This is a genomic window from Croceivirga sp. ABH4_376, assembly GCF_056160685.1.
The window spans coordinates 243,063-268,961 of record NZ_JBSWXQ010000001.1 but is presented as its reverse complement, the minus strand read 5'-3'; the positions used below and the strand labels follow the sequence as shown (position 1 = coordinate 268,961).

Annotated in this window: 26 protein-coding genes; 7 read left to right on the top strand and 19 right to left on the bottom strand. The window is 37.6% G+C overall.

Features of this window, described 5'->3' with window-relative positions; all coding sequences use genetic code 11:
* Window positions 1–22: 22 nt before the first annotated feature.
* Genes ACXAGS_RS01150 through ACXAGS_RS01135 form a run of 4 tightly spaced genes read right to left on the bottom strand, consistent with a single transcriptional unit; the run spans window position 23 to window position 3,816 of the window.
* Window positions 23–496 carry a methylated-DNA--[protein]-cysteine S-methyltransferase gene (locus ACXAGS_RS01150; RefSeq protein ID WP_474903841.1) on the bottom strand — a complete coding sequence of 158 codons (474 nt, stop codon included), beginning with the start codon at window positions 494–496 and terminating at the stop codon, window positions 23–25.
* Window positions 497–1,600, bottom strand: coding sequence for a CNNM domain-containing protein (locus ACXAGS_RS01145; RefSeq protein WP_474903839.1), 1,104 nt, complete (start codon window positions 1,598–1,600; stop codon window positions 497–499).
* Between the two features lie 6 nt (window positions 1,601–1,606).
* Complete coding sequence (locus ACXAGS_RS01140) at window positions 1,607–2,860, bottom strand: serine hydrolase domain-containing protein (protein ID WP_474903837.1); 1,254 nt, start codon at window positions 2,858–2,860, stop codon at window positions 1,607–1,609.
* Window positions 2,857–3,816 carry a helix-turn-helix transcriptional regulator gene (locus ACXAGS_RS01135; RefSeq protein ID WP_474903835.1) on the bottom strand — a complete coding sequence of 320 codons (960 nt, stop codon included), beginning with the start codon at window positions 3,814–3,816 and terminating at the stop codon, window positions 2,857–2,859. Before ACXAGS_RS01135 ends, ACXAGS_RS01140 begins: the two co-directional genes overlap by 4 nt.
* Before the next feature lie 144 nt (window positions 3,817–3,960).
* Here ACXAGS_RS01135 and ACXAGS_RS01130 point away from each other — a divergent pair, with 144 nt between their 5' ends.
* On the top strand, window positions 3,961–4,449 hold the full coding sequence (locus ACXAGS_RS01130; protein WP_474903833.1) for a DinB family protein: 489 nt from the start codon (window positions 3,961–3,963) through the stop codon (window positions 4,447–4,449).
* 212 nt (window positions 4,450–4,661) lie between these two features.
* On the opposite strand, the gene hemB is transcribed toward ACXAGS_RS01130, so the two are convergent.
* The 10 genes from hemB to hemA are packed head-to-tail and all read right to left on the bottom strand — an operon-like array spanning window position 4,662 to window position 14,810.
* Window positions 4,662–5,651: a porphobilinogen synthase gene (hemB, locus tag ACXAGS_RS01125; protein WP_474903831.1), complete on the bottom strand. Its 990-nt coding sequence runs from the start codon at window positions 5,649–5,651 to the stop codon at window positions 4,662–4,664.
* Between the two features lie 10 nt (window positions 5,652–5,661).
* The gene (locus ACXAGS_RS01120; protein ID WP_474903830.1) at window positions 5,662–6,888 is read right to left on the bottom strand and encodes a tetratricopeptide repeat protein; all 1,227 of its coding nucleotides are present in this window, start codon (window positions 6,886–6,888) and stop codon (window positions 5,662–5,664) included.
* On the bottom strand, window positions 6,888–8,180 hold the full coding sequence (locus tag ACXAGS_RS01115) for an AAA family ATPase (protein WP_474903828.1): 1,293 nt from the start codon (window positions 8,178–8,180) through the stop codon (window positions 6,888–6,890). The genes ACXAGS_RS01120 and ACXAGS_RS01115 overlap by 1 nt, the downstream gene beginning before the upstream one ends.
* A gap of 16 nt (window positions 8,181–8,196) precedes the next feature.
* On the bottom strand, window positions 8,197–9,108 hold the full coding sequence (gene hemF / locus ACXAGS_RS01110; protein ID WP_474903826.1) for an oxygen-dependent coproporphyrinogen oxidase: 912 nt from the start codon (window positions 9,106–9,108) through the stop codon (window positions 8,197–8,199).
* The gene (locus tag ACXAGS_RS01105; RefSeq protein WP_474903825.1) at window positions 9,105–9,593 is read right to left on the bottom strand and encodes a DUF6973 domain-containing protein; all 489 of its coding nucleotides are present in this window, start codon (window positions 9,591–9,593) and stop codon (window positions 9,105–9,107) included. Before ACXAGS_RS01105 ends, hemF begins: the two co-directional genes overlap by 4 nt.
* A gap of 2 nt (window positions 9,594–9,595) precedes the next feature.
* Window positions 9,596–10,945: a TrkH family potassium uptake protein gene (locus ACXAGS_RS01100; RefSeq protein ID WP_474903824.1), complete on the bottom strand. Its 1,350-nt coding sequence runs from the start codon at window positions 10,943–10,945 to the stop codon at window positions 9,596–9,598.
* 9 nt (window positions 10,946–10,954) lie between these two features.
* Complete coding sequence (gene hemE, locus ACXAGS_RS01095) at window positions 10,955–11,980, bottom strand: uroporphyrinogen decarboxylase (RefSeq protein ID WP_474903822.1); 1,026 nt, start codon at window positions 11,978–11,980, stop codon at window positions 10,955–10,957.
* Window positions 11,973–12,650, bottom strand: a complete 678-nt coding sequence (locus ACXAGS_RS01090) for a uroporphyrinogen-III synthase (RefSeq protein WP_474903820.1) — start codon at window positions 12,648–12,650, stop codon at window positions 11,973–11,975. The genes hemE and ACXAGS_RS01090 overlap by 8 nt, the downstream gene beginning before the upstream one ends.
* Window positions 12,625–13,557 (bottom strand): hydroxymethylbilane synthase, encoded by a 933-nt coding sequence (gene hemC, locus ACXAGS_RS01085; protein WP_474903818.1) that lies wholly within the window; start codon window positions 13,555–13,557, stop codon window positions 12,625–12,627. The genes ACXAGS_RS01090 and hemC overlap by 26 nt, the downstream gene beginning before the upstream one ends.
* Window positions 13,554–14,810, bottom strand: coding sequence for a glutamyl-tRNA reductase (gene hemA, locus ACXAGS_RS01080; RefSeq protein ID WP_474903816.1), 1,257 nt, complete (start codon window positions 14,808–14,810; stop codon window positions 13,554–13,556). Before hemA ends, hemC begins: the two co-directional genes overlap by 4 nt.
* A 212-nt stretch (window positions 14,811–15,022) precedes the next feature.
* Here hemA and ACXAGS_RS01075 point away from each other — a divergent pair, with 212 nt between their 5' ends.
* Both ACXAGS_RS01075 and ACXAGS_RS01070 read left to right on the top strand, forming a co-directional pair.
* Window positions 15,023–15,910 carry a helix-turn-helix domain-containing protein gene (locus tag ACXAGS_RS01075; RefSeq protein WP_474903814.1) on the top strand — a complete coding sequence of 296 codons (888 nt, stop codon included), beginning with the start codon at window positions 15,023–15,025 and terminating at the stop codon, window positions 15,908–15,910.
* Between the two features lie 4 nt (window positions 15,911–15,914).
* Window positions 15,915–16,679, top strand: coding sequence for a ThuA domain-containing protein (locus ACXAGS_RS01070; protein WP_474903812.1), 765 nt, complete (start codon window positions 15,915–15,917; stop codon window positions 16,677–16,679).
* A gap of 4 nt (window positions 16,680–16,683) precedes the next feature.
* On the opposite strand, the gene ACXAGS_RS01065 is transcribed toward ACXAGS_RS01070, so the two are convergent.
* Window positions 16,684–17,523, bottom strand: coding sequence for an N-acetylmuramoyl-L-alanine amidase-like domain-containing protein (locus ACXAGS_RS01065; protein ID WP_474903810.1), 840 nt, complete (start codon window positions 17,521–17,523; stop codon window positions 16,684–16,686).
* Entirely contained in the window at window positions 17,513–18,589 is a 1,077-nt protein-coding gene (locus tag ACXAGS_RS01060) for a mechanosensitive ion channel family protein (protein ID WP_474903809.1), read from the bottom strand. The genes ACXAGS_RS01065 and ACXAGS_RS01060 overlap by 11 nt, the downstream gene beginning before the upstream one ends.
* 138 nt (window positions 18,590–18,727) lie before the next feature.
* Between ACXAGS_RS01060 and hemH the strand changes: the two genes are divergently transcribed.
* The 3 genes from hemH to ACXAGS_RS01045 are packed head-to-tail and all read left to right on the top strand — an operon-like array spanning window position 18,728 to window position 21,990.
* A complete protein-coding gene (gene hemH, locus ACXAGS_RS01055) occupies window positions 18,728–19,774 on the top strand; it encodes a ferrochelatase (RefSeq protein WP_474903807.1) in 1,047 nt (348 codons plus the stop codon).
* 21 nt (window positions 19,775–19,795) lie between these two features.
* Window positions 19,796–20,587 carry a DUF3050 domain-containing protein gene (locus ACXAGS_RS01050; RefSeq protein ID WP_474903805.1) on the top strand — a complete coding sequence of 264 codons (792 nt, stop codon included), beginning with the start codon at window positions 19,796–19,798 and terminating at the stop codon, window positions 20,585–20,587.
* Between the two features lie 26 nt (window positions 20,588–20,613).
* Window positions 20,614–21,990 carry an MATE family efflux transporter gene (locus tag ACXAGS_RS01045; protein ID WP_474903804.1) on the top strand — a complete coding sequence of 459 codons (1,377 nt, stop codon included), beginning with the start codon at window positions 20,614–20,616 and terminating at the stop codon, window positions 21,988–21,990.
* Between the two features lie 5 nt (window positions 21,991–21,995).
* Here ACXAGS_RS01045 and ACXAGS_RS01040 read toward each other — a convergent pair whose 3' ends face one another.
* The 3 genes from ACXAGS_RS01040 to ACXAGS_RS01030 all read right to left on the bottom strand — a co-directional run bounded on the left by ACXAGS_RS01040 (window position 21,996) and on the right by ACXAGS_RS01030 (window position 24,685).
* Window positions 21,996–22,427 carry a nuclear transport factor 2 family protein gene (locus ACXAGS_RS01040; RefSeq protein WP_474903802.1) on the bottom strand — a complete coding sequence of 144 codons (432 nt, stop codon included), beginning with the start codon at window positions 22,425–22,427 and terminating at the stop codon, window positions 21,996–21,998.
* Window positions 22,428–22,429: 2 nt separating this feature from the next.
* Complete coding sequence (locus tag ACXAGS_RS01035; RefSeq protein WP_474903800.1) at window positions 22,430–23,596, bottom strand: PQQ-dependent sugar dehydrogenase; 1,167 nt, start codon at window positions 23,594–23,596, stop codon at window positions 22,430–22,432.
* An 81-nt stretch (window positions 23,597–23,677) separates the two neighbouring features.
* The gene (locus ACXAGS_RS01030) at window positions 23,678–24,685 is read right to left on the bottom strand and encodes a helix-turn-helix domain-containing protein (RefSeq protein ID WP_474903798.1); all 1,008 of its coding nucleotides are present in this window, start codon (window positions 24,683–24,685) and stop codon (window positions 23,678–23,680) included.
* 82 nt (window positions 24,686–24,767) lie between these two features.
* On the opposite strand from ACXAGS_RS01030, the gene ACXAGS_RS01025 reads away from it, so the two are divergent.
* Complete coding sequence (locus ACXAGS_RS01025; protein ID WP_474903796.1) at window positions 24,768–25,862, top strand: lactonase family protein; 1,095 nt, start codon at window positions 24,768–24,770, stop codon at window positions 25,860–25,862.
* Window positions 25,863–25,899 lie beyond the last annotated feature (37 nt).

Below are 25,899 nucleotides of genomic sequence, written 5' to 3'. Positions count from 1 at the left end.
GAATACCCTGAAAATAGGGAAATTAAAATAAACTAGTCTGGGTAATAGGACTCTCGTGCTGTAATAACCATTTTTTGCGAGGCAGTCCGCCAGCGTATCCTACTAAATCTCCATTGCTGCCAATTACCCTATGGCAGGGAACAACAATCCATAGCGGGTTTTTTCCATTGGCCGCTGCCACGGCGCGTATGGCCTTGGTGTCTCCCAAACGTCTAGATAATTCTAGGTAAGATACCGTCTTGCCATAAGGTATTTCCTGTAGCGCTAACCAAACTTTTTGTTGAAAAGGCGTGCCTTCTGGATTTAATTTTAAGGTAAATTGATTTCTCTTACCGTTAAAATACTCGTTTAATTGTGTAACGGCTTCTTCTAAAACTTCTGGTATTATTGTGGTAGCAGCAATATCTTGGTCTAGTACCGTAATTGATTTTAGGCCATCTGAGTCTCCTTTTATAACGGCTGTTCCCAGCGGCGTATGTACAAAGGCCTCTTCCATTTATTTTTTGGAATCTTCGGGGGCTTCAGGGTCTTTTATAGGCACATCTATAATGCCCAAACGTTGGGCTCTGCTTTCCCAATTTTTACGTGCTAAAAGCTGTAGGTTTTCTACATTATCGCTCTCGTCCATGATTTCGAGTCCCAATAGGGTTTCTATAACGTCTTCCATGGTAACCAAACCACTTACAGAGCCATATTCATCTACTACTAAAGAAATATGTTCGTTTTTTTCAACAAATTTTTCCAACAGTTCTGGTATGGGCTTATTTCTATTGGTAACCAAGATTTCCCTTTTAATGCTTCCCAATTTGGTATCCCCTTTTTCGTTTACGATGTTTTCTAAAAGTTCGTCTTTTAAGATGAAGCCCGTTATGTTATCCATACGTTCTTTAAAAACGGGAATTCTAGAAAATTGCAATGGCTTGTTCTTGTGATAAAATTCGGAAACGGAAGTATCTTCAGAGGCTATCTTCATAACAGTACGTGGGGTCATTACATCTTTGGCATGAATTTCATCAAAAGATAAAAGATTACGTATAACCTTAGATTCAGAAGCATGAAAAACACCTTCTTCCTCAGCAATATCCGTCATGGCAGAAAAGTCTTCCCTACTAAGTACACTACCATGAGCTCCTTTTTTACCAATTAGTTTAGTAAAGAGCTGTAAAATCCAAAGTAAGCCCGTCCATTTCATGATAAAGACCATTATGGTCAGGGTTTTAGCCGTAAAATTGGCCAATTGTTTCCAATAGGTTGCACCAATGGTTTTAGGTATAATTTCTGAAGCAACCAATATAAGTATGGTCATTACTGCAGAAACGATAAATACACCATAACCTCCTTCATCGCCATATAAGACCTCTGCTTGCCCACCTACCAAAATAGCACCTACGGTATGTGCAATGGTGTTCAAGGTTAAAATAGCAATTAAGGGTTTGTCTATGTCTTTTTTATGCTGTTCTAAAGTTGTGGCGTATACCTTCCCTTCTTGTTTTTTTACATTTAAAAAAGTTGGGGTAATACTTAAAAGTACCGCTTCTAGAATGGAACATAAGAAGGAAAAGAATATGGAAATTAACGCGTAAAATATTAATAATCCCATTGGATGTTATTGCTTTTGAATTTTGGGTAAGTTATAAAAAACATCTTGTACTTTTTCTCTAATTTTTAGTTCATATAATTTTCTATGTGTTCTAGAAGGATAAACTCGGTTAGATAGAAAAATATATACCAATTGTTCTTTTGGGTCTGCCCAGACAAATGTTCCCGTAAAACCTGCATGCCCAAAACTTTCCTTACTTACTTTAGGAGACGGATAGGCATCCATAATTCTTAAAGTATCGTTGCCAATTAACGGTTTATCAAAACCTAATCCGCGTCTGTTATTGTTTTCTGGATATTGAATTTGAGTAAAGGTGCGAACAATTTCTTGGTCTATAATTTGGCGACCTTTGTATTTGCCAAAGTTTTTATAAAATTCCATAAGCTTGGTTAAATCTTCTGCCGTTCCAAATAGCCCGGCATTTGCAGAAACACCACCAAGGAGTGCCGCATTTTCGTCGTGTACCCAACCTAGGGTTACATCATTTCTAAAAATAGAATCGCTTTCCGTAGGGATAATAGGTAGGTGATTTTGTTTTAGGGAAGGATTAAAAACAAGATTGGTAATTTCTAAAGGTTCATAAATTTCTTGCGTAAGGTAGGTCTCAAAGTCAACCCCTGTAAGTTGTTGCGTCAATTCTGGAAGTATTAGAAAGAACAAACCAGAATACCGATAGGTTTTTTCTTTGCTAACAGGCGAACGGTTGATGGTTCGATACATTTTTTTGTTAAATCTATTTTTGATATATCTATTGGTGTAAGCATGCCTATTAAATCGTTTAGAAGGTTTTTTTCTTACAAAGCGTTTTTTAAGATTGCCGTTCTTTTTACGAACCTTAGAAAGGAAAACAATATAGGGTTCCAAACCTGCTTGGTGTGCTAAAATTTCCCTTAGTGTAATTGCTTTCTTGTCTTTGTGCCTTTTCCACGGATGCCAGTAATTGGCGAATGGATTATCCAGGGTTAATTTTCCATCTTGTACCAATTTCATAACAACGGGCAAACCAGCTGCTATTTTGGTTACGGAAGCCAAATCGTACAAGGTATTCTTTGTAACGGGAACAAGACTATCATAAGTATTATAACCATAAGTTTTATGGAACAAGTCTTTTCCATTTTTTTGAACTAAAACCGTGACTCCAGGAAATGCTTCTTGTACAATAGCATCTTTTATTATGCAATCAATTTTTTCCTCATAGGATTGGCCAATGGCCATAAAGTAATAAAATACCAGTAGGTATGTTAATTGAAATGGTTTCAATCTGTGCTGTTTTTTAGTTGGGTTAATTGCTTGTTCAATAAATAGTATATACGATCTTTAAGTTCTGGGGGTTCTATAATCTGGGCAAAATCACCATACATAAGGTACCATCTGGCAAAACCGTTATCTAAATCGTCTACTAGAAAAGTCATCTCTATACCTTTAGCTACAGGTTTTTCTTCAATTAAACCGTAATTTTTTTTGTTTCCTAAAAATTTGGCAATGGTTTTATCCACTACAATTTTAACCTTCAACTTGGTTCGGGCATCCTTTAATCTTAGTTCTTCTAAAGAGCTATGTTTTTTTTCAAATGGTGTTTCGGTTCGTTTTATGCCTTGTATACGATCTGTTCTAAATTGTCTGTAATCTTTACGCAATTGACAGTAGGCAAGTACATACCAAAAATTATTCTCATTAAAAATACCAACTGGTTCTATAATACGATCTACTGCATGGTCTATTTGTATGGAAGTATATTTTAAAAAAACCTGATGTTGCTCGGCTATACTACTTAAAATAAGTTCCATTGCATTGGCAACGTTTGGATTAAATATTTCTTGGGTTGGAAAAAAGCGAATATGTTTTTCTAGGGATTCTACCCAATCTTTTTCTTTACCCCGTAGTACTGATTTTATCTTAAACATTGCGGTTTCATAATGTTTGCCCAAGGTTTTATCGGTAAAGTTTTGCATCAACTTCTGTGCGGCCACAAAACTCGCGGCTTCTTCTTGGGTAAACATAACGGGTGGTAATCGATAACCCTCCATAATGGAATAACCAACACCCGCTTCACTTACTATAGGTACGCCTGCAGTTTCTAAAGAACGAATATCCCTGTACACTGTGCGTAGGCTAATTTGAAAACGATCTGCCAGCTCTTGGGCCTTAACCACACGTTTACTTTGTAATTGTACCAAAATAGCTACGATACGATCAAATCGATTAACGGATTCCATGGGTGTTTGGGTTGCTTTCCTATCAAAGATAAAGGCTTTTTAAAAAGAAAGTTATGGATTTTTTGATTCTGTAAATTACTGCTGACATAGGGCTGTCACCATCGGGTTTTAGTTTTGAAGCATAGAAACCAAAATTCAGTTATCATGGAAACTACTTTAGCAACTACACAAGAAGTAATTAACGGGGCGCAATTTTTTGTTCACTGGCAGGGTCATAGAAGTTTAACCAGAAAAGTAATAGAGGCATTTCCGGAGAAGGAATTGTTTACGTTTAAAATTGGTACGATGCGCACTTTTGCAGATATGGTTGGCGAATTATTGGCTATTGCCGCACCAGGCTTAGGTGAAATAGCTACTGGTAAAAAGGCTGTTTTGAATGAAGCTATTGATTTTAAAAATAGTAAGCGCGAGCTTCTAAGATTATGGGATGAGGCAACAGTAGCTATTAACCAATATTGGAACCAAATGGATAAGGTTGATTTTCAAAACGAACACCTTTCTTTTGGACAATTTCCTGGAACGGTGCAATCTGCTTTGTTCTACTTTGTAGATAACGAGATACACCATAGGGGGCAAGGCTATGTGTACTTAAGAGCCTTGGGGGTAGAACCACCATTTTTTTATGATAGATAAATGGCTATTTTACTTTTTAAAACAACGGTAAGAAAAAGGCGCAACATACGGTATGTTGCGCCCCATCTTAATAGGTTGATCCAAAATAAAGGCAAATGGAATTTCGACCTTGAGGATCAAGACAATGTATTACGTATTGCGGGAAATTATACCAATGGGTTTGAAATTACACAAACCCTGAAGCGGCTAGGATTTTGTTGTAAAGAATTGTTTTAGCCCAATAATTTTACCGCGTCTTTTGCAAAATAACTTGCAATAATATCGGCACCTGCTCTTTTTATAGCTGTTAATTGCTCTAACATTACGGCATCATGGTTTAACCATCCTTTTTCTGCAGCCGCTTTTAGCATGGCATACTCTCCAGAAACTTGGTATACTGCAACAGGTACTTCTACCGCGTTTTTTATATCTCTAACAATATCTAGATAACAAAGTCCTGGTTTTACCATAACAATATCGGCGCCCTCATCAATATCCATTTCTGTTTCTTTGATAGCTTCTTTTCGGTTAGCCGGATCCATTTGATAGGTTTGCTTGTCTTTTGGCACGTCTTTAATGTCAACGGGAGCAGAATCTAATGCATCTCTAAATGGCCCGTAAAAAGCGCTAGCATATTTAGCAGAATAGCTCATGATGCCGGTATCCGTGTAACCTTCGTCTTCTAAGGCCTCACGTATGGCCAAAATACGACCGTCCATCATATCGCTTGGCGCTACCATGTCCGCACCAGCTTGGGCATGGCTCACGCTCATCTGTGCCAGAATGTCCGTGGTTTCATCATTTAAGATTTTGCCTTCCGCAACAATTCCGTCATGGCCGTAAGAGGAATAGGGGTCCATGGCCACATCTGTCATTACGTACATTTGTGGGCATGCATCTTTTACGGCTTTAACCGCACGCTGCATTAACCCGTCAGGATTCAATGCTTCCGTACCTTCATTATCTTTTAAGTGGTCTGGTACTTTTGCAAAAAGTAAAACGGAACACAAACCCATATTCCAAAGTTCTTTTACTTCTTTTGCCAAATTGTCCAAACTATAACGGTAGTAGTTAGGCATTGAAGCAATTTCTTCCTTGATATTTTTACCTTCTACCACAAATAATGGTACTAAAAAATCGTTGGGATTAAGATACGTTTCCCTAACCAATCTGCGAATGGAATCGTTTTGTCTTAATCTTCTATTTCGTATAAGTGGATACATATATTTAGTTTTAATCTTCTATTAAATTACCAAGCCAAGTATAAATTACCAATAGAATTAGCACTCCAGATCCAGCCATTAACGGAGAAACAAGGAAACTGCCAATTAAGCCTACTGCGGCCATAATTGCAGAATAGGCAAATACGAATATTTTATTATTTGGGGCTTTTTGCTGAAATGCACGTGGTAATGGCAACAAAAGGCACAAAAAAGCTATAGCGAATACCCCCAATATAGGTTCTTTGAGCACATAATATAATATACCAAAAAGTATTGCGGACAATAAAGCTAATCCAAAAACGTAGCCGCTTTGTTTTTGGGAACGGTCCAGTAAATATTTGCCATGCTTATCAAATAGTAAAATAGTGTCAGATAATGCCTCCATTATCCAACCGCCCAAGGCAAATATCAAATACAAAACAATTAGCGGAATAGCTAAATAACTTAAACCATTTGCAGATAATACCCCAACTAAAAAACGGTACGCCAAGTAAAGGCCAATTATAAATACCCATTGGTATTTTGAACTTTGCTTGGCCATCCAAAAAGAATACTTTAAATAGAGCGCGTATACTGGATTTTTGGATTTTAAGGCCGTAGCCATACCTTGTCTGGCATACTCAAAGTTGGGGTTAAAGGTTAGGGCCTCTTTAAAATGCAATAAAGCTTTTTGTATTTTACCTTGTTCTAAAGCTACCCATCCAACATTTGCATGAGAATACTCATCTTCCGGATTGTCTTGAAGAATATCCTGTATGGTATTGTTTGCTTCTTCTTTGCGGTTTAGTTTGGTTAGAATTTTAGCCCTATTATTTAAGCAATGGCTATCTTTTGCATCTATTTGTAAACCTTGGTCAGTTGCTACCAACCCATCTTCATATTTTTTTTGAGCCAATAAAATAGAAGCTTTTAGACCAAAATAATTAGCTATATAAGGCGCCATGCCAATGGCTTGTTCTATTTCTGAGGAAGCTTGTTTTAGGTTGTCTTTATTAAGGGATATAATAGCTTTAAGGTAGAAAATATTTGCACTATCTGGATGTGTTCCTAACAAAGCATTACAAATTGCTTCTGCCTTATCCATATTATCCAAATGGATATAGCAAAGTGCCATATAATACTTTGCGTTAAAGTTGTCTGGTGCTTCACTTAACGCATCTTTAAAATAGGGTACGGCGGCTTCGTAGCGTCCTAATTCAAAAAGTTGTAAACCCCGTTCTTCGTTCTGGTTTTCCATTATTTTTTAATGTTCAAATAAGTTAGTATATCATCATACAAACCAGAATCGTTAGCATACAGGGCATAATTTCTTGCAGAACTAAACCAATCTTTGGTACTTGGCTTTGTCTTTTTTATACCTTTAAGTATATCTTTTGTGGTTAGCGGTTTTGGAATACCGTCTACAAAGGCAGATTGTAATTTATCTTCAATGGCAAGGTCAATAGCAGCATTGATGTCTGCACCAGAAAATTCCTTTGTTTTTTTAGCAAGTTCTTTTACGTCTATATTTTCTGTGGGTTTATTCTTTAACTGCACATCAAAAATGGCTTCTCTTGAGGTAGTGTCCGGTGGGGAAACAAAAACAATACGATCAAACCTTCCGGGTCTTCTAAAGGCAGGATCTAGATACCAAGGCGCATTGGTAGCACCAATGATTAAAATACCATCGTTATTGGAATCTACCCCATCCAATTCGGATAAAAATTGGTTTATTACGGTTCGCCCAGCGGTTTTGTTCATGTCATTTCGGTTGGCACCAAGGGCATCTATTTCATCTATGAATATGACGCATGGGGTGTTGGTCCGAGCTTTTTCAAAAATTTCATGCAAGTTTTTTTCAGAACTTCCCAACCATATATCTAGAATGTCATTAATACCTACATTGATGAAATTGGCATCTATTTGGCCAGCGGTTGCTTTTGCCAAATAGGTTTTGCCACATCCTGGAGGGCCGTATAAAAGAATGCCTCCACCAATTTTTTTACCATACGCTTTGTAGACTTCCTGGTGTTGTAGGGGCTTTATGATTTTAAGGTCTATTTCGTTTTTTACCTGATCCATACCGCCCACATCTTTAAAAGTGATATCGGGTTTGGACATAAAACTTACTACGTCTTCGGTAAAATCATCTTCATTTGTTAGGACTGGGTTTTTTAATGCTTGGTCAAATTTATGATTTTGATACCCGGGTTGTAATTCAGTAATATACCGATACGTATTTTGAGCCTCGCTGTAGTTATCTTGTGCTAGCTGGCACTCGCATAACAATTCTAAATAATGAATATTGGTGCATTGTTGCGAAAGTTCTTCTGCAATTATTTCTGCAGCAGCATATTTACCTAGTTTTAAAAAGCAACTGGCCAATAAATATTTGGCTTCCTCATGTTGGGGTTCTAAGGCCAAGATACCGGTAAGGTGTTCTTCTGCCATAAGATAATCTAGTTTCTCTAAATAGAGTTTTGCCACCTGTAATTTAAGCGGCACATTATCTGGTGAGTGCTTTAGGGCCTCTAATAAACTTTCTAACATAAATCTGTTTTTAATACTAAGAAATCCACTGTTTGGGTTGTTGTAGCACGGAAATTAATTTTTCTTCCTCGCTACCCGGTTCTGGGCTATGGTCATATACCCATTGCACGTGTGGCGGTAAACTCATTAAAATACTTTCTATTCTTCCATTTGTTTTTAGCCCGAACAGGGTGCCTTTATCATGTACTAAATTAAATTCAACATAGCGCCCACGCCTAATTTCTTGCCATTTTCTATGTTGATCGGTATAAGCAGTGTCTTTACGTTTTTCTACTATGGGTACATAGGCATCTAAAAAACTATCTCCTACTTCAGTAACAAAATTATACCAATCGTTCATGCTCATTTCATCATTGGCTTTACAGTAGTCAAAAAATAGACCGCCTATACCGCGAGCTTCATTTCTGTGGGTATTCCAGAAATAGGTATCACAGCGTTCCTTGTAAGTAGCATAAAAGTTTGTATGGTGGGCATCGCAAGCTTTTTTACAAGTTTCATGAAAATGTGTGGCATCTTCAGGAAATAGATAATAGGGCGTTAAGTCCTGTCCACCGCCGAACCACTGGTCTACAATGTTCCCTTTTTTATCATACATTTCAAAATAACGCCAATTGGCATGTACGGTGGGTACAAAAGGGTTTTTAGGGTGTAATACCAAACTTAATCCACAAGCAAAAAAATCGGCATCCTTTACGCCAAAGTATTTTTGCATGGAATCTGGTAAGACACCGTGTACGGCAGAAATGTTTACGCCACCTTTTTCAAAAACATGTCCTTCTTGTATAACACGGGTCCTACCGCCCCCGCCCTCCGGGCGATCCCATAAGTCCTCCTTAAACTTAGCTTTACCATCAACAGTTTCTAATTTATGGGTAATGCTATCTTGCAAATGTTGTATGTATTGATAAAATTGGTCTTTTAGCTTCATTTTTTTATATGTACCAATTGGTTTTTGTGTTTTGCGAACGTATTAATTTGGGTAATGTAAACCGATTTTTCCGTCTTCTGTAGTAAGATATTAACAAAATCGGTAACAGCAATAGGCCCATGTATTTTAAATAAATGTCTGCCTACGGCATTGTTGTGTAAATCCATTTTTTTTGCTAATTCCCGGTTAGGAAAAGCACCCTCATGCCAATCGGTAATGCTTTTAGTATAATTGAGTACGGAAATACTGTTTTTGCTGCTTCTGGAGCAGTATTTGGCTATTAAAAAGTTCCATAAAGCATGCCTAAACGCGTTAGCAGGACCATTTTCGTGGTGTTTGTGCCCAAAATTTTCGTTAGATAGCGCTATGCATTTTCTAGTTGCCTTTGCAGTTGGCAGTATAAATAATGGATATTTAAGACCTAAGCGAAACAAGGTAAGAAATGCCGAAAATGAAATTTTAGTAAGTATTTGCAATAACCTCATAATTACAGCGCAATGTCTTCTTCCTTACAATGCTTAAAGTTTTTGTTGTTTCTATGCCATAAGGCGAGTCCAAAAGTAAGTACACCCAAACGACCTATAAACATTAAAACAATTAAGGTAAGTTTTCCTAAAATATCTAATTGACCGGTTATACCAGTACTTAAACCAACGGTACCCAATGCAGAAGCAACTTCAAAAAAGAGGTTTTCGAACTTATAATGATTTGTAAGGGTAATAATAAAACACCCTAAGACCAAAATAGAAGAGTAAAATATAAAGGAAGAAGTAGCAATGCTTAATCTTTCTTGTGGAATGGCTTTACCTAGAAACGTAACTTGTTGGTTGCCTTGAATTCTACTTTTTAATATGGCTATTAAAGCAGTTAGTGTTGTTATCTTTATTCCACCGGCAGTTCCAGAAGGTGATGCACCAACATACATTAAGAATATTATTACCAATAAAACAGCTTGCGAGAAAACCCCAAAATCTACAGAGTTAAAGCCAACAGTGGTCATAGCAGACATGGTTTGGAAAAATGCAGCTAGAAAGCGTTCTTTTCCTATTAGTTGATTTATAGTGGGTTCTAGGGTATATAAAAGGCCAGTGCCAGATAGCAATAAAAATAAAAAACCAAAAAGTATTATTTTGGTGGTAAAGCTCAATTTGTGAGCTTTATATCGTAATAACAGGTAAAAATCTGTTACTACAATAAAGCCAAGAGAGCCTGATATGGCCAGTATGCTAATAACAACATTTACGCAACCATTTGCAGTGTAGCTTGTAAATCCATCACTGAACAAGCTAAAACCAGCCGTGCAAAAGGCGCTAACGGAATGAAAAAATCCATGGTAAAGTGCTGTCCAAAAAGGTTGCCCTTCTTTGGTAAACGCAATTGTTAATAACACCGTACCCAACAATTCCATAAGCACCGTAAAAAGGATTACGGATTTTAAGAATACCCCAATTGTAATGGTTTTTGGAAGTGAGAACTCTGTCTTTAAGATTTTTTGGTGCCAATGCGTAAGTTTTCGGGTTGTAGATAGTAAAACAAATGTGGTAAAGGTTAAATAACCAATACCCCCTAATTGAAACAAGGACAAAACTATGAGTTGCCCGCCTAGATTGTAACTTTCGGCAAGCGGCACGGTAACCAATCCTGTTGTAGAAACGGCACTTGTAGCCATAAATAAACTATCTAAAAACGGAATAGGAACCGTTTGGAAAATGGGTAAAGCTAAGAGTAAAGTGCCTATAAATACATAGCTAAAAAACCCATATAACAGGTTTTGCTGAGGGCTAATGCCTAATTTAAATTTTTGGTAGCGCTTACTTAAACGCTTTAGCTTTTCCACATTGTTGGTTTATTCTTTGTACTCCTTTACGGCTTCTATAAACGCACCTGCATTTTCTAACGGAATGTGCGGCAAAATACCATGACCTAGGTTAACAACGTATTTGTCTTTGCCAAACTCGCGAATCATTTGGGTAACCATTCGTTTAATTTCTGCGGGTGGCGATAGCAATCTGGCCGGATCAAAATTACCTTGTAGGGTAGTGTTGCCACCGGTTAAATAGCGCGCATTCTGTGCAGAACAGGTCCAATCTACGCCCAATGCAGCAGCTCCAGAGTTGGCCATTTCTTTTAAAGCGAACCAACAACCTTTGCCAAAGACAATAACTGGTGCCATGTCCTTTAAAGCGTCTACTATTTGTTGAATGTATTTAAAGGAAAATTCTTGATAATCTACAGGAGATAACATACCGCCCCAAGAATCGAATACTTGAACGGCATTACATCCCGCTTTTACTTTTTCTTTTAGATAGGCAATAGTGGTGTCCGTTATTTTTTGAAGCAAGGCGTGTGCGGTTTTGGGGTCAGAAAAACATAAACCCTTGGCCAAATCAAAACTTTTGCTTCCTTGCCCTTGAACGCAGTAGCATAAAATGGTCCATGGAGAACCGGCAAAACCGATTAAGGGTACTTCGTCATCCAATTTTTCTTTGGTCATTTTAATGGCATCCATAACATAACCAAGACTATCATATATATCTGGTACTACAACATGTTCTAAATCTTTAGCTGTCCTAATAGGCTTTGGCAGGTAAGGACCAAAGTTTGGTTTCATTTCCACCTCTATGTTCATGGCTTGTGGTATAACCAAGATATCGCTGAACAATATAGCTGCATCCATGCCATATCTGCGTATGGGTTGTACGGTTATTTCCGATGCTAATTCTGGTGTTTGGCAACGTGTAAAGAAATCGTATTTATGCTTTAATTCCATAAATTCTGGTAAATAACGACCAGCTTGGCGCATCATCCAAACGGGTGGTCTATCTACAGTTTCACCCTTTAGGGCTCTAAGGAATAAATCGTTTTTAAGCATAGTTTAAAGTTTTAATTGCCTGTACTAGTACGTTTTCTACCGTAGGCTTGTTCGCAATAATAATCTTATCGGTATATTTTTTGGCCTCAGTTGCTGTTGTATCGCCAATACAAAAGGCAAACGCGCCATCAAATTTATTCTTGGTGGTATAGCTATTTACACCAGAAGGGCTAAAAAGTAAGATGCCATCAAAATTACGTTCAAAACATTTTGGCTTTGTAACTGTGTGGTAACAAATAACCTCTGAGAACAATATGTTATGTTTTGCAAGCAATTCTGGAATTTCATTTCGCCTTAAGTTTCCGGCTAGAAAAGTAAACCGTTTATTTTCAAATTTTGTAGCTATGTAGGTAGCCAACTCTTTTCCGTATTGGGCTAGGTGAGCTATTTTAAATCCGTTTTCTAGTAGATAACTACTTGTCTTTGTGCCTACACAAAATACAGGAATATTAAAAGCTTCTTTTTTATTGGGATTTTGTTCTAGATACTTTAAAAGTGCCTTTGCGCTATTTTTGCTGGTAATGATAAAATAATTTGTATTTAAATCTACGTGGAATGGTATAAAATGAATTGCTATGGCATTATAAGACACCAATCCAAGGCCAGAATTCAACACTAATTCTTGTTGATGCGGTTCTAAGATTTTAGTTGACAGGATTGTTTTGCTCATCTTTTATTTTTTGCATCAATTCCTTACCACCATTTTCTAAAATTGCTTGAGCACACTTTTTGCCAAAACCGGTTATCTGTGCCAATGAGGTTTCTTTTTCAATAACCAATTCTTTAGAACCATCTAGGGCATGTAGGCAGCCTTTAAAATATACGGTTTGGTCTTTTATTGTGGCCAATGCTCCAATTGGCGCTGTACAACCACCTTCAAGGGTGCGCAAAAATTCGCGTTCAATTGTGGTTGCCTGTTCACTTGGCAGATGGTTTAATTGGCTAGAGGCATTAACAGCTTCTTGGTTTTCTTGCATAGCAACTATTACCATGGCGCCTTGTGCCGGGGCAGGAATCATCCAGTCTAATTCCAAGGCATCTTTAGGTAAAAGTTTAATTCGTTTTAAGCCTGCCTGTGCAAAAATTGCGCCCTGCCAATTATTTTCTATTAATTTAATTAGGCGTGTATTTACATTGCCCCTTAAATCTGTAACAGTATGGTTTTTATAACGATGCAGCCACTGGGCTTTTCTTCTAAGACTACCTGTAGCAATGGTGGCTTTACCATTCTCATCTAATAGAAAATGGTCTCCTTTGTGTATAAGTACATCATTGGTAACTTCTCGTTCTAGAACGGCGGTTTGGACCATTCCTTTGGGCAAAGCCGTAGGTACATCTTTCATAGAGTGTACGGCAATATCTATTTCTCCATTAACAAGGGCAACATCCAAGGTTTTGGTGAAAATACCAGTGATGCCAAGCTCGTACAGTGGTTTGTCTAAAATTATATCGCCTGTAGATTTTACCGGATGTAGAACGCTATCAACACCTAAACGCGCCAGCTGAGCTTGTACCGTTTCTGCCTGCCACATGGCCAGTTCACTGTCGCGGGTGCCAATTCTTAAGGGTTTGTTCATTTAGTATCTATTTCTAATTGGAATACCTGCTGTATAAGTTGTAAGCTTTCTTCGGTATCTACGGCATCGTTTTTAAGATGGTTGGCAAACTGTTTGGTTATTTTTTGAATAATACGGTCAGAAACCAAATCAGCTTGTTTTTCATTAAAGTCGTTAAGCTTTTTAGATTGAAAATCCAGTTCTTCCTCTTTAATGGTCTTAAGTTTGTTCTTTAGGGCTTTAATAACGGGCGCAAACTTTCTGGTTTCTAACCAAGCAACGAATTCTGACTGAATTTCACCAATAATTTGTTGGGCTTTAGGCACATATTTTTTCCTTTTTTCTAATGTCTCGTCCGTTATTTTAGATAATTGGTCTAAATGCACCATGGTTACATTTTGTAAATCCAACACATCATCGGAGACATTTTTAGGAATGGATAAGTCTAAAATCCACAACGGTTTTTTGTTGTGAATCAGTGCTTTGGATACGGTAGGTAATTGTGCCCCGGTAGCAACGACCAACACGTCCGTTTTCCGTATTTCGGATTGTAAATCGCCAAAATCCTTTACGGTTAGCTGAAATTTACCACCAATTTTTTCTGCCTTTTCTTTGGTTCGGTTAATTAACGTAATATGCTCATTACCTGTATGCTTTATTAGGTTTTCACAGGTATTACGGCCAATTTTGCCCGTTCCAAATAATAGAATGTTTTTATTGGCAACGTCTGGAATGTGGTCCAGAATATATTTTACCGAAGCAAAAGCTACAGATGTGGCACCAGAAGAAATTTCGGTCTCGTTTTTAATACGTTTGCTGGCTTGTATAACAGAATTGCACAAGCGTTCTAAAAACGGATTGCTCATTTCTAATTTCTTGGCACGATAAAAACTCTGCTTGATCTGACTTATTATTTCAAAATCGCCCAAGATTTGACTGTCCAAACCTGTGCCCACCTTAAATAGATGGCTTATGGCATCATGGTTCTTGTGTACATAAGCAACTTCTTGGAACTCTTCTATAGTACCTTTGGTATGCTCACATAAAATCTTGATTAATTGAAAAGGGTGCTGTGCAAAACCATACATCTCCGTACGGTTACAGGTAGAGATTACAAGCAAACCATCTACGCCTTGTGCCTTTGCATCTAGCGTAACTGCATCAATTTTTGGTACGTCCAAACTAAATTTTCCTCGTATGCTGGCGTCTGCTTTTTTATAACTTAAACCAACGGCATAAAAAGAACTATGTCTGGATAGATGGTAATTCTTCATTCTTGCTCTAAACCTGAATTACAAAAGTACTATGCCTTGTTCCAAAAAAAATAACGCTATCGGTACCATTTTTGTCGGTTGCTGTTTCTTATTGATTTGGTTTATCGTTATTTTTGGTGAAATAGCCGATTTTACTGGCAATTTTCACTTAAATCGCATTTGTTTAGAGTCGTTCTAAATAAACAACGCATGAGTTCTTAAATCGAGTAATTATGGAAGAAAATAACGCTATGGGTTCCTATGAACAGGTATTTGTAGAACCTGGTTTTTATGTGCTTAAAATTCAGAATGATACAGAAGCCATTAAAGAAGTATATCATGAGTTGGATAGTAGCTATATACAATTTCATTTTTCATTAAAGGGTAGTGGTCAGTTCTTGTTTAACCAAGGAAATTATCGTTTGAATGTTTCCGAGGAAAATTCACTATTGCTGTATAACACACAGAAAGATTTACCCATCCATTTAAGTTTACAGCCAGATAGTTGGGTGTTTTCCGTAATCATGAGCATACAGAAGTTTCATTCACTTTTCTCACAAGATGCTAATGCTATTCCGTTTTTAAGTGAAAGCTTTAGTGAGAAAAAGTATTATGCACAAGAAATGTTAACGCCTGGTATGGCTGTGGTATTGAGTCAGTTAATGAATTATAACCTGCACCCGTCCATTAAAAGACTGTACGTAAAAGGTAAGGTTTATGAATTAATTGCGCTCTATTTTAATAGAACGGAAGATGCGGATTTAGAGCAATGCCCGTTCTTGGCAGATGAAGATAATGTACGTAAAATTAAAAAGGCCAAGGACATTATTTTGGAACGCATGGTAGAACCGCCAACCTTGCAAGAACTATCAGATGAGATAGATTTGAGCTTAAAAAAGTTAAAAGAAGGCTTTAAGCAAATTTATGGGGATAGCGTGTATGGTTTTTTACTGGACCATAAAATGGATTTGGCACGGCAAATGTTGGAATCTGGAAAGCATAATGTTAACGAAGTAGGCTTAAAAGTGGGATATAGTACGGCTAGCCATTTTATAGCCGCATTTAAAAAGAAATACGGTACTACGCCAAAAAAATATTTAACTTCCATTGTTAAAACGTAAAACCATGAATGTGAAGGCTCTTATTTGTTTACTGTTATGTTTTTCTTCAATTGGCTCATTTGCACAAGATAGCAAAGATGCTTGGGAATCTACCAGAATTCCTGAGTTGGTGCTTGCTTTTACCAAAACCGAAGGTTGGCGCCATAAAAGCATAGAGAAGGGTGTAAAAACATTACGAGAACTGGGTAGGGAAAATGGTTTTATTGTACTGCAGACCGAAACGGCTGCCGATTTTAATACGGAGAATTTAAAGAACTATAAGTTGGTTGTTTTTTTAAATACAACAGGAGACGTATTAAATACCCAAGAGCAGGCTGCGTTTAAAAACTATATAGCTGGAGGCGGTTCTTTCTTGGGTATACATGCGGCAACGGATACGGAATTTGATTGGCCTTGGTACAATAAGCTGGTTGGAGCCTACTTTAATGGCCACCCTAACGACCCCAATGTTAGAAAAGCCACTATATCTGTAACAGATACTACACACCCGGCCACGGCACACTTGCCCCTAAGCTGGGAACGTACGGACGAATGGTACAATTTTAAAAGTATAGACCCAAACATTAAGGTGTTACTTAAGTTAGACGAAACTAGCTATGAAGGAGGTACCAATGGCGATAACCATCCTATAGCTTGGTATCATGAAAACTTGGGCGGAAGGGCCTTTTACACCGGCGGCGGGCACACCATAGAATCCTATGATGAACCACTTTTTAGAACACACCTGCTTAAGGCAATGCTTTGGTGTTTTAATAGAGATTTGGAATAATATTTTACTGGGGCCGTGCAACGATAATACCAATGTTGCTTTTTATCTTTTTTAAATAGTCTACTAAGGGTTCTTGGCTTAGTACCACTTTCTTTTGGGTGCTAGAGGCATGTAACAAATAAACCCTTCCATCAGGTTTTTTTACCAAAATTCCCGTGTGGGTTACATCCAAACCTTTTATATTGGTTGCAAGCGCTACTATGTCTCCTGTATTTATGTTTTGCTCTGCTGCTCTAATTTCTGATTGGGGCAAATAGCACAGGTCTTCTTTTGCTAATTTTTGCTCTATAGCAAGTAGCTGCTGGTAGTTGGCATCGTTTTCTTTTAAATGAGGATACAATTGGCGGTGCGTACCCATAAAATTGATAGATTTTGTAAGGGGAACGCCACCCAAATCAGTAGTAATGTCTTTTACCAAGCCTTTTCTTTGGTTGTCTTTTATCCATTCTGAAAAATAATGCAATCTTGATGGATAACCACTACGTACACCATTTCTATACCGAATGGTTTCTAAATTTTTAACAAAGTTATTCCAAGTGGCCTCTTTATTTTTGGTAAGTAGGCTCAAGGCCAACGTATTTTCCACAAAAGTGGTGCAATCCAAACCAGACTGATTGATTACCAAGGGTTCCGTGGCATCCACTTCTAATGTCTTTTCTACGTAAGGCGTGTCTATATACCATTGACCAATAGTAAATAGTGCTTCGCCCGGTGCTTTCTCCTTAATGTTGTTAAGTTGATCTAGCTTCTTTACAATAAGCAAGCTATCCTTTTTATCGTAGACTAATTGTGCGCTAAGTAATTTGCTGAAAATAAGAAATGTTAAAAACAGGCTAGGCTTCATCTGGAGATTCGTTTTTAGTTTTGTCCCACAATAATACCCGATTTCTGGCAATGCTCTCAGGATAGTTTTTTTGCAAATAGGCTATCAATTGTTCCCGTACATGTACTCTAAGGTCCCAAGCGGTAGGCGAATCTTTGGCGCTCATTAAAGCGCGTATTTCCACATAATTCGCTTTGGAATCGGTTACCTGTAGCACATTTACTTCTTTATCCCATAAATCCGTACTTTCCAATATGCGGGTGAGTTCTGCCCTAAGCTTATCAAAAGGTACATTGTAATCCGTATATAAAAATACCGTGCCCAAAATGTCAGAAGAGGTCTTTGTCCAATTTTGAAAAGGTTTATCAATAAAATATGGTGTTGGTACAATTAATCGGCGTTTATCCCAAATTTTTACCACCACATAGGTTAGGGTTATTTCTTCAATACGGCCCCATTCCCCCTCAACTATGACCACATCGTCTAGTTTAATAGGTTGTGCAATGGCTATTTGTATGCCCGCAATTATGGTTCCTATAAATTTCTGGGCAGAAAAACCGATTATAATACCTGCCACACCTGCAGAAGCAAAAACACTAAGTCCAATTTTTCTAATCTCCTCGAACGTCATAAGTGCGGCACCCATGGCCAAAATAATGACCACAAAAATGACAATGCGCTCTAAAATATTGAATTGGGTATAAACTTTTCTAGCCTTTAGGTTGTTGCTTACGCCAACATCGTACCGCAAGAGCACTATTTTTTTTGTAATTTTTAGAATAGCAACAATTAGCCAGGTAAAAGAAAAAATAAAAAGTAAGGTGCTTATTTTTCTAAACCAATACGTATGCTCTTCTAGCATTAACACTTCGCGTAAAGACTCTGATCGTATTAAAAAAGAAAGTAGAATAAGAAATATAGGGTAAGAGAGCCTTTTAAATGTTCCTTTTGGTAATAGATATTTAGGGTTTTTCCCTAGTTTTTTTAATATATACCTACTAAATGCAAACGCAATAATTAACCCTAAAAAGGTAAGCGCAAAAAACACCAAGGATTCTTTTTGTAACGCGTTTAAAAAGTTGTTCATGGATATTATTTAGCTAAATTGAATATACTGTATTCTATTTATATAATATTTACTTATTAACCATAAGAAAACAATTTAACCCAGTATTAACGAAAAGCGCTGCAAGTTGTATTTTTGTGTTCCTTAAAAAATGCAACTATGAAAAAAGGCGTACTTCTGGTAAATCTTGGCTCCCCAGATAGCCCAACCCCAAAAGACGTAAAACCGTATTTGGATGAATTTTTGATGGACGAAAGGGTAATAGATGTAAATCCTGTACTTAGAAATTTACTAGTAAGAGGTATTATATTACAAACCAGACCAAAAAAATCTGCAAAGGCTTATTCTAAAATTTGGTGGGAAGAAGGGTCTCCTTTAATTATCTTATCAGAGCGCTTTAAGGAAAAAGTTGCTGAGCAGTTAGCTATTCCAGTTGCACTGGGGATGCGTTATGGTAGCGGAAGCATAAAAGAGGGCCTACAAGAGTTAAAGGATCAAGGTGTAGAACATGTGTACTTAGTTCCTTTATACCCCCATTATGCCATGTCTTCTTATGAGACGGTCGTGGTAAAAGCCATGGAAGATAAAGAAGCTTTTTTTCCAGAAATGAAATTGACTACCATGCCGGCCTTTTATAGCAATCCAGATTACGTAAAAGTGCTTTCTAAAAGCATTAAGGAGCATTTAGATAGCTTTGAATACGACCATGTCCTGTTTTCGTACCATGGTATACCTGAGCGACATATACGTAAGTCTGACCCCACAAAATTTCATTGTAAAATAGATGGTAGTTGTTGTAAAACCAACTCCGTGGCACACCATACTTGCTATAGACATCAATGTTATGATACAACGGAATTGGTTATTAAAGAACTAGGTTTGCCTAGAGATAAGGTAAGTTCTTCTTTTCAATCTAGATTGCCCAACGATCCTTGGTTAAAGCCGTATACCGATTTTGAATTTGAACGTTTGGCAAAAGAGGGCAAGACCAAATTGGCCGTTATTACGCCTGCGTTTGTGAGCGATTGTTTAGAAACCTTGGAAGAAATTGCCATGGAGGGTAAAGAAGAATTTATGGAAGCTGGTGGTATGGACTACATACATATACCTTGTTTAAATGATAGGGAGGATTGGGTGTCCGTTATGGTAGGCTGGCTTAAAGAATGGCAAGAAACAGATGCTTTACCTCAAACCCATATAAGGTAAACCCCGTTAATACTTAAAAAAATGACCAAAGCAAAAGAAATAGAGTTAGCAATAGCTCCGTTGAGAGAAACGCTTAACAATCACCAATTATATTCGTGTTTAGATACTGTAGAAGACGTACAACTTTTCATGGAAAGTCATGTATATGCAGTTTGGGATTTTATGTCCCTATTAAAAGCATTACAAAATAAGCTTACCTGCACCACATTACCATGGAAACCTGTGGTAAACAATGCCACTGCAAGGTTTATCAATGAGATAGTGCTAGAAGAAGAAACAGACGTTGATGTAAACGGGGAGTACAAAAGCCACTTTTCTATGTATTTAGATGCGATGAAAGAGGTTGGTGCCAATACGGACAACGTGCTAAATTTCATTTCTAACTTAAAGGACTTAGAGGATATAACCGAGCAAATACAGGCTTCTTATCTAAACGAAGCAGAGAAGGATTTTGTTAGCTATACTTTTGATGTAATTAAAACCCAAAAGCCGCACATCATTGCTGCAGCCTTTACTTTTGGTAGGGAAGATGTAATACCAGATATGTTTTTGAAAATAGTAGAAGGTGCAGAAAAAAGCGGGGAAGGCAACTATCCTAAATTGACCTATTATTTAAAAAGACATATAGAATTGGATGGGGATGAACATGGGCCCCTAGCCTTAAAAATGATTGCTGAGCTTTGTGGTGAAGATGCAGTTAAATGGAAAGAAGTATTGGAATATTCACAACTAGCCTTGGAAAAGCGGGTAGCCTTGTGGAGTAGTATTGCCAATACAATAAAGTTGAACAAAGAAAAATCTACTGCAGTTTAGCCTTAGTTAAAATGAAATAGGAAAACATGGCCAACGTATCTTCCGAAGCATTAGGCACGGAACCAATAGGGAAATTATTGGTTAAACAAGCGGTGCCGGCATCTATTGGTATTTTAGTCATGTCTTTAAATATTTTGGTAGATACCATATTTGTGGGTAATTGGATAGGTCCTATAGCTATTGCCGCCATAAATGTAGTGTTGCCCGTTTCATTTTTTATTGCCGCTTTGGGTATGGCCATAGGTATTGGAGGGGCAAGTATTATCTCTAGGGCGTTAGGTTCTAATCAAAAAGAAAAGGCCTTGCTCACCTTTGGCAATCAAATAAGTTTAACCTTATTGGTAACCATTAGTATGGTAATACTGGGGTTATTTTACGTAGATGCTCTTATACCTGCTTTTGGTGGAAAAGGAGCAATATTCGATTTAGCTAAAATTTACTACGTAATAGTGCTATACGGCGTGCCGTTTTTAGCATTGTGTATGATGGGCAATGCCGTAATCAGGGCAGAGGGCAAGCCCAAATTTGCTATGACGGCCATGATTATCCCATCTATAGGTAATTTGGTATTAGATTACTTGTTTATTTATGTGTTTGATTGGGGTATGCACGGTGCGGCATGGGCTACTACAGCAGGTTATTTACTTTGTTTTGGCTATGTCTTTTATTTCTTTCTTTCACCCAATTCAGAACTCAAAATTAATTTTCAGCATCTTAAACTTAATGGCTCGGTTTTAAAGGAAATTGGTTCGCTAGGGTTTGTCACTTTGGCTAGGCAAGCCGTTACTAGTATTACCTACCTTTTAATGAATAATATTCTGTTTAATTTAGGTGGTGAGCCACTTGTTGCGGTTTATGCCATAATTGGGCGCATGCTTATGTTCGCCTTGTTTCCTGTTTTTGGGGTTACGCAAGGCTTTTTACCTATTGCAGGGTTTAATTATGGTGCAGAAAAATATGACCGGGTAAAAAAAACAATAGTCACGGCCATAAAATATGCCGCTTTGGTGGCCACATTGGTTTTTGTGTTTTTAATGGTTTTTCCAAAAGAAATTGCCCAGTTATTTTTAAGTGATAGGCCAGATTTAGATGAACAGGCCTTGGCCATCAACGCCTATGTTTTGGAGCACATACCACTTGCCATGCGTTTGGTGTTTTTGGCTACTCCAATAATTGCTTTGCAGTTAATAGGGGCAGCTTATTTTCAGGCAATTGGCAAGGCCGTTCCTGCATTAATTTTAACACTTACCAGGCAAGGAATATTTTTTATACCGCTAATTTTAATGTTGCCATCCTTTTATGGCGAATTAGGGGTGTGGATGTCCTTTTCTATTGCAGATGTACTTGCCACCATTGTTACAGGTGTTTATTTGTACAAAGAAGTAAAAAGAACATTACATTAGTACAACTAGTTATCTATTCTTGTAGTATTGGTCGCTGCCTTGCTAATTATTTTCCAGGTTCCAGAGAGTTTTTTAAGCAAAAACATATCCACATAGGTTTCTTTCGTTTTTTCAAAATAAATTTCTGCCTTTGCCAGGGCAATATCATTCAGTACTTCTATGGAAATAATTTTAGTGGCTCTACCATTGTAAGCTCCTTTTTCTTTGTTTTTATAAAATCCAGCATAGTGCTCTGGGCTAACTAGCCATATTTCTTGGTCTGGCTTAGATAAAAATAAAGGAGCGTCTTTGTAAAAAGCCTCCTTAATTTTATCGGGATAGTTATAAGAAGAGCCCTCAAGGTATAAATTTAGTGTTGTGGTAATACCGGCTACGTTGTTCTGACTATAGGTTAATATTGAAATGAATAAGAATAAAATAATGCACAGATTTTTCATAATTAATTTGTTTTAGGTTTTGGTTTTATTTCGATGATTTTTCCGTTTTCTTCATCCGTAAGTAGGTATAGTTTGCCAGCGGGACTTTGAGCAATTTTTCTAGAGCGCACACGACTGTCTAAGAATAGCTCTTCTGCCGCAATAGGGGTGTCGTTTTCTAGTTGAAATCGCCATAAACTACCCCTAGAAAGTCCAGGAACAAAAAGACTGTTGGTCCATTGTGGAAAGGTGTTTCCAGTATAAAAGCACAAGCCTGTTGGTGCCACAGTATGTTGCCAATAATATATAGGTGCTACCACGCTACTATCTGCTAAAACTGGTGGTTTGTAGGTTTTACTACGTAGTTTGCCTGTAGTTCTACTGGGCCAACCATAGTTGCCCGCAATTTGCAAAAGATTAAGTTCGTCTCCTTCTATAGTGCCATGTTCCGTAAACCACAAAGATTGAGTGTTGGGGTTTAAGGCTATGCCTTGGGAGTTACGTATGCCAAAAGCATAAATACTTTCAATAACTTCCTTACCAACAAATGGATTGTCTTTTGGTGTGCTACCATCTAAGTTAAACCGATGTATTTTTCCCCTTGGGTCGTTTAAGTCTTGTGCAATTGGGGTAGTAGGCTCGTCATTTTCCCAATATAAACGTTCCCCTACGGTAAGGTAAATTTTTTGGTCCTCGCCAATCGCCATGCCGCCACCGTAATGAAAGTTGTCTTTGGTATAGGGGGCGGCAACTAATAGGGTTTGGATAGCTGTTAGTGAGTCATTTTCCAATCTGGCAGAAATGAATTTAGTAGTGCTGCCCACACTTGATTTTTTAGCAGCATATGCAACAAAAATTCGCTTGTTTTGATTGTAATTAGGGTCTATTAAAACATCAAAAATGCCTGCATTATCGCCAAAATCTACCGTTCCAATACTATCTTTTAAATCGGAAGGAAAACCTTTGATATTAATCTTAGTTTGCGTGGCTAAATTCACTTTTACCAAAGCGCCATTTTTCTCGCTCACCAGTGCTATGTTTTCTGATAAAAAAGCAATACTCCAAGGCTTGTTTAAGCCATCTACCACTATTTCTTTTACAGGAGTGGGTATCCATTTGTTTTTGGGTGTAATTTCCTTATTAGAGCAATTTAGAAAGCAAATGGATAGCAGGAAGACCAAATAACGCATAGGAGTATTTTTGTTCAAAACTCCCCATTTGTGGGTACTTCGTCTTTAAAAATCATGATTTTTAAGACGTTTTTAGAAGATTTAAGCGTGTGCTTTTTTGTATTGCGTTGGCGTTGTTTTGGTCAATGCCTTAAAAGCGATGTTAAATGAAGTAGGGTTGTTAAAGCCAGAGTCGTAAGCAATGGTAACCATTTTTTCATCGGCATAATCCGGATGCACCAAAAGTTCTTTTGCTTTCGCAATGCGATACGAATTTACATACTCAGAAAAATTCATCTGTAGCTGCTCATTTATGGCTTGGGATAATACCCTAGGCGTAATAGTCAATTGCGCTGCAACATTAGCTAAGCTTATGTTTTGTTGTAGGTAAATTTCTTCTGCTGTAAAAAGCCGTTCTAATTTGGTGGTAATGATATTTGCTTGGTTGAGGTCTAAGGATGTATTTGCATATTTTTCTAAGGTAAAGGTGTGCTGTTTCAGCATTAAAAAGGAAAACACATACATTAAAAAAGAGAAGAACAATGCGCCACCGATGTAAAATGGAACAATGCCTAAAATATTACCCATATAAAAGAGCCAAATTAGACCAACGCCAATTACTAAGTTTCTAAACCAGCGTTTTGGCACTTCTGATACTATATGCTTATCCAACCTTAAAACAACTAAAGCAAGTACAATATACATTGCAAGGTGTACAAAAATGGCATAGTAAATAAGATAGGCAATTAGTTGTCCATCATTAGGAATTGACCAACAAAACAACACAAAAAAACCAAATGGTGTAAAATGATAGTAAGCGTTTTTTGGTATTGCTTTTAATTTATAGAGCAGCACCCTACCATACCAATACAAACTAGGCCCCACCAATAAAATGCCGCTTAGGCCAAAGTTGCGCTGCCAAGGACTAAGGTCTAAATAAACGTGAAGAATGGATTTGCCAATACGCAGTACCAATCCAATTAAGATTAGAGATAACAACTGGTTGCCTAAAACATTTCCTTTTTTTAAACTCAATAAATAGCCGCATAAAAATAGGCTTTGGGCAATACCAAGGCTACATAGAATTAAGATGATACTGTCTTTATCCACATCGTAAATATAAAGAACGTTAAGCCTTGTTCTAATTCTAGTTAGAAATAGTTACTTTAGGTGGCCGCAAACCACACGAAACATGAAATTGCAATACCACATTTTAGCCATAGTACTTTTGTTATTTACCGCCTGTAAAAAAGAAAAACCACAAGAGATGCAAAAAATTTATATAGGTACGTACACCGCTGGAAGTAGTGAAGGCATTTATTCTATTCAATTTAATCCATTAACGGGGGTTCTAGACAGTTTAAAGCTTGAGGCTAAGTTGAATAGCCCTTCCTTTTTAACTTTGTCTGATGATGGTAAAATGTTGTATGCCGTGGAGGAAACCTCGGATTTTGACGCTAATAGTGGGGGGGTAGTGGCACTCCAAGTTACGGCAAGTGGTTTAAAAGAGCTAAATGCTAAAGCAACAGGAGGGGCACATCCGTGTCACGTGGCCTATTCGCCAACTGGTCAGTTGGCTGTGTCTAACTATTCGGGAGGTAATTTGGCCATTTTTGATTTGCTAGAAGATGGGCAGTTGGGAGACCGACAATTAATAAATCATAATCCGCCAGACACTACGGGTGTTAGTCATGTGCATATGGCTCATTTTAATGCCGATGGATTATTTGCAGCCGACTTGGGGTTAGACCAAGTAAAAAGATATACAAAACAACCCTATGGCTGGGTGCCTGCAGAGCAAAGGGCATTAACTTTAGATAAGGAGGCTGGACCAAGACATTTTGTGTTTGATGAGAGTAGAAATTTTATGTACGTTATCAATGAACTTAATGCTACTTTAACGGTGTTTAAAAGAGATGCTTTAGGTAAATTTCAGCCTTTGCAAACAGAAAGTACTATTGACCCAAACTATGCTGGTCCACACCCATGTGCAGATATCCATTTGAGTCCAGATGGGCAGTTTTTGTACGGTAGCAACCGTGGAGAAAATACTTTGGTAATATTTAAGATTGATAAAGCAAGTGGTAAGATTAATTTGGTAGGCAGAACGTCTGTAGAAGGCGATTGGCCAAGAAATTTTACCTTATCTCCAGACGGTAAGTTCGTTTTAGTTGCAAACAAAAAAAGTAATAATATCGCCGTATTTAAACGAGACGAAAAAGAAGGGACTTTAAGCTTTTTGCATGAAGTTACTTTGGATAGTCCCGTTTGTTTGGTGTTTGAATAGGTAATTTAAATACTTGTGTATTTGTATTTATAAAGAA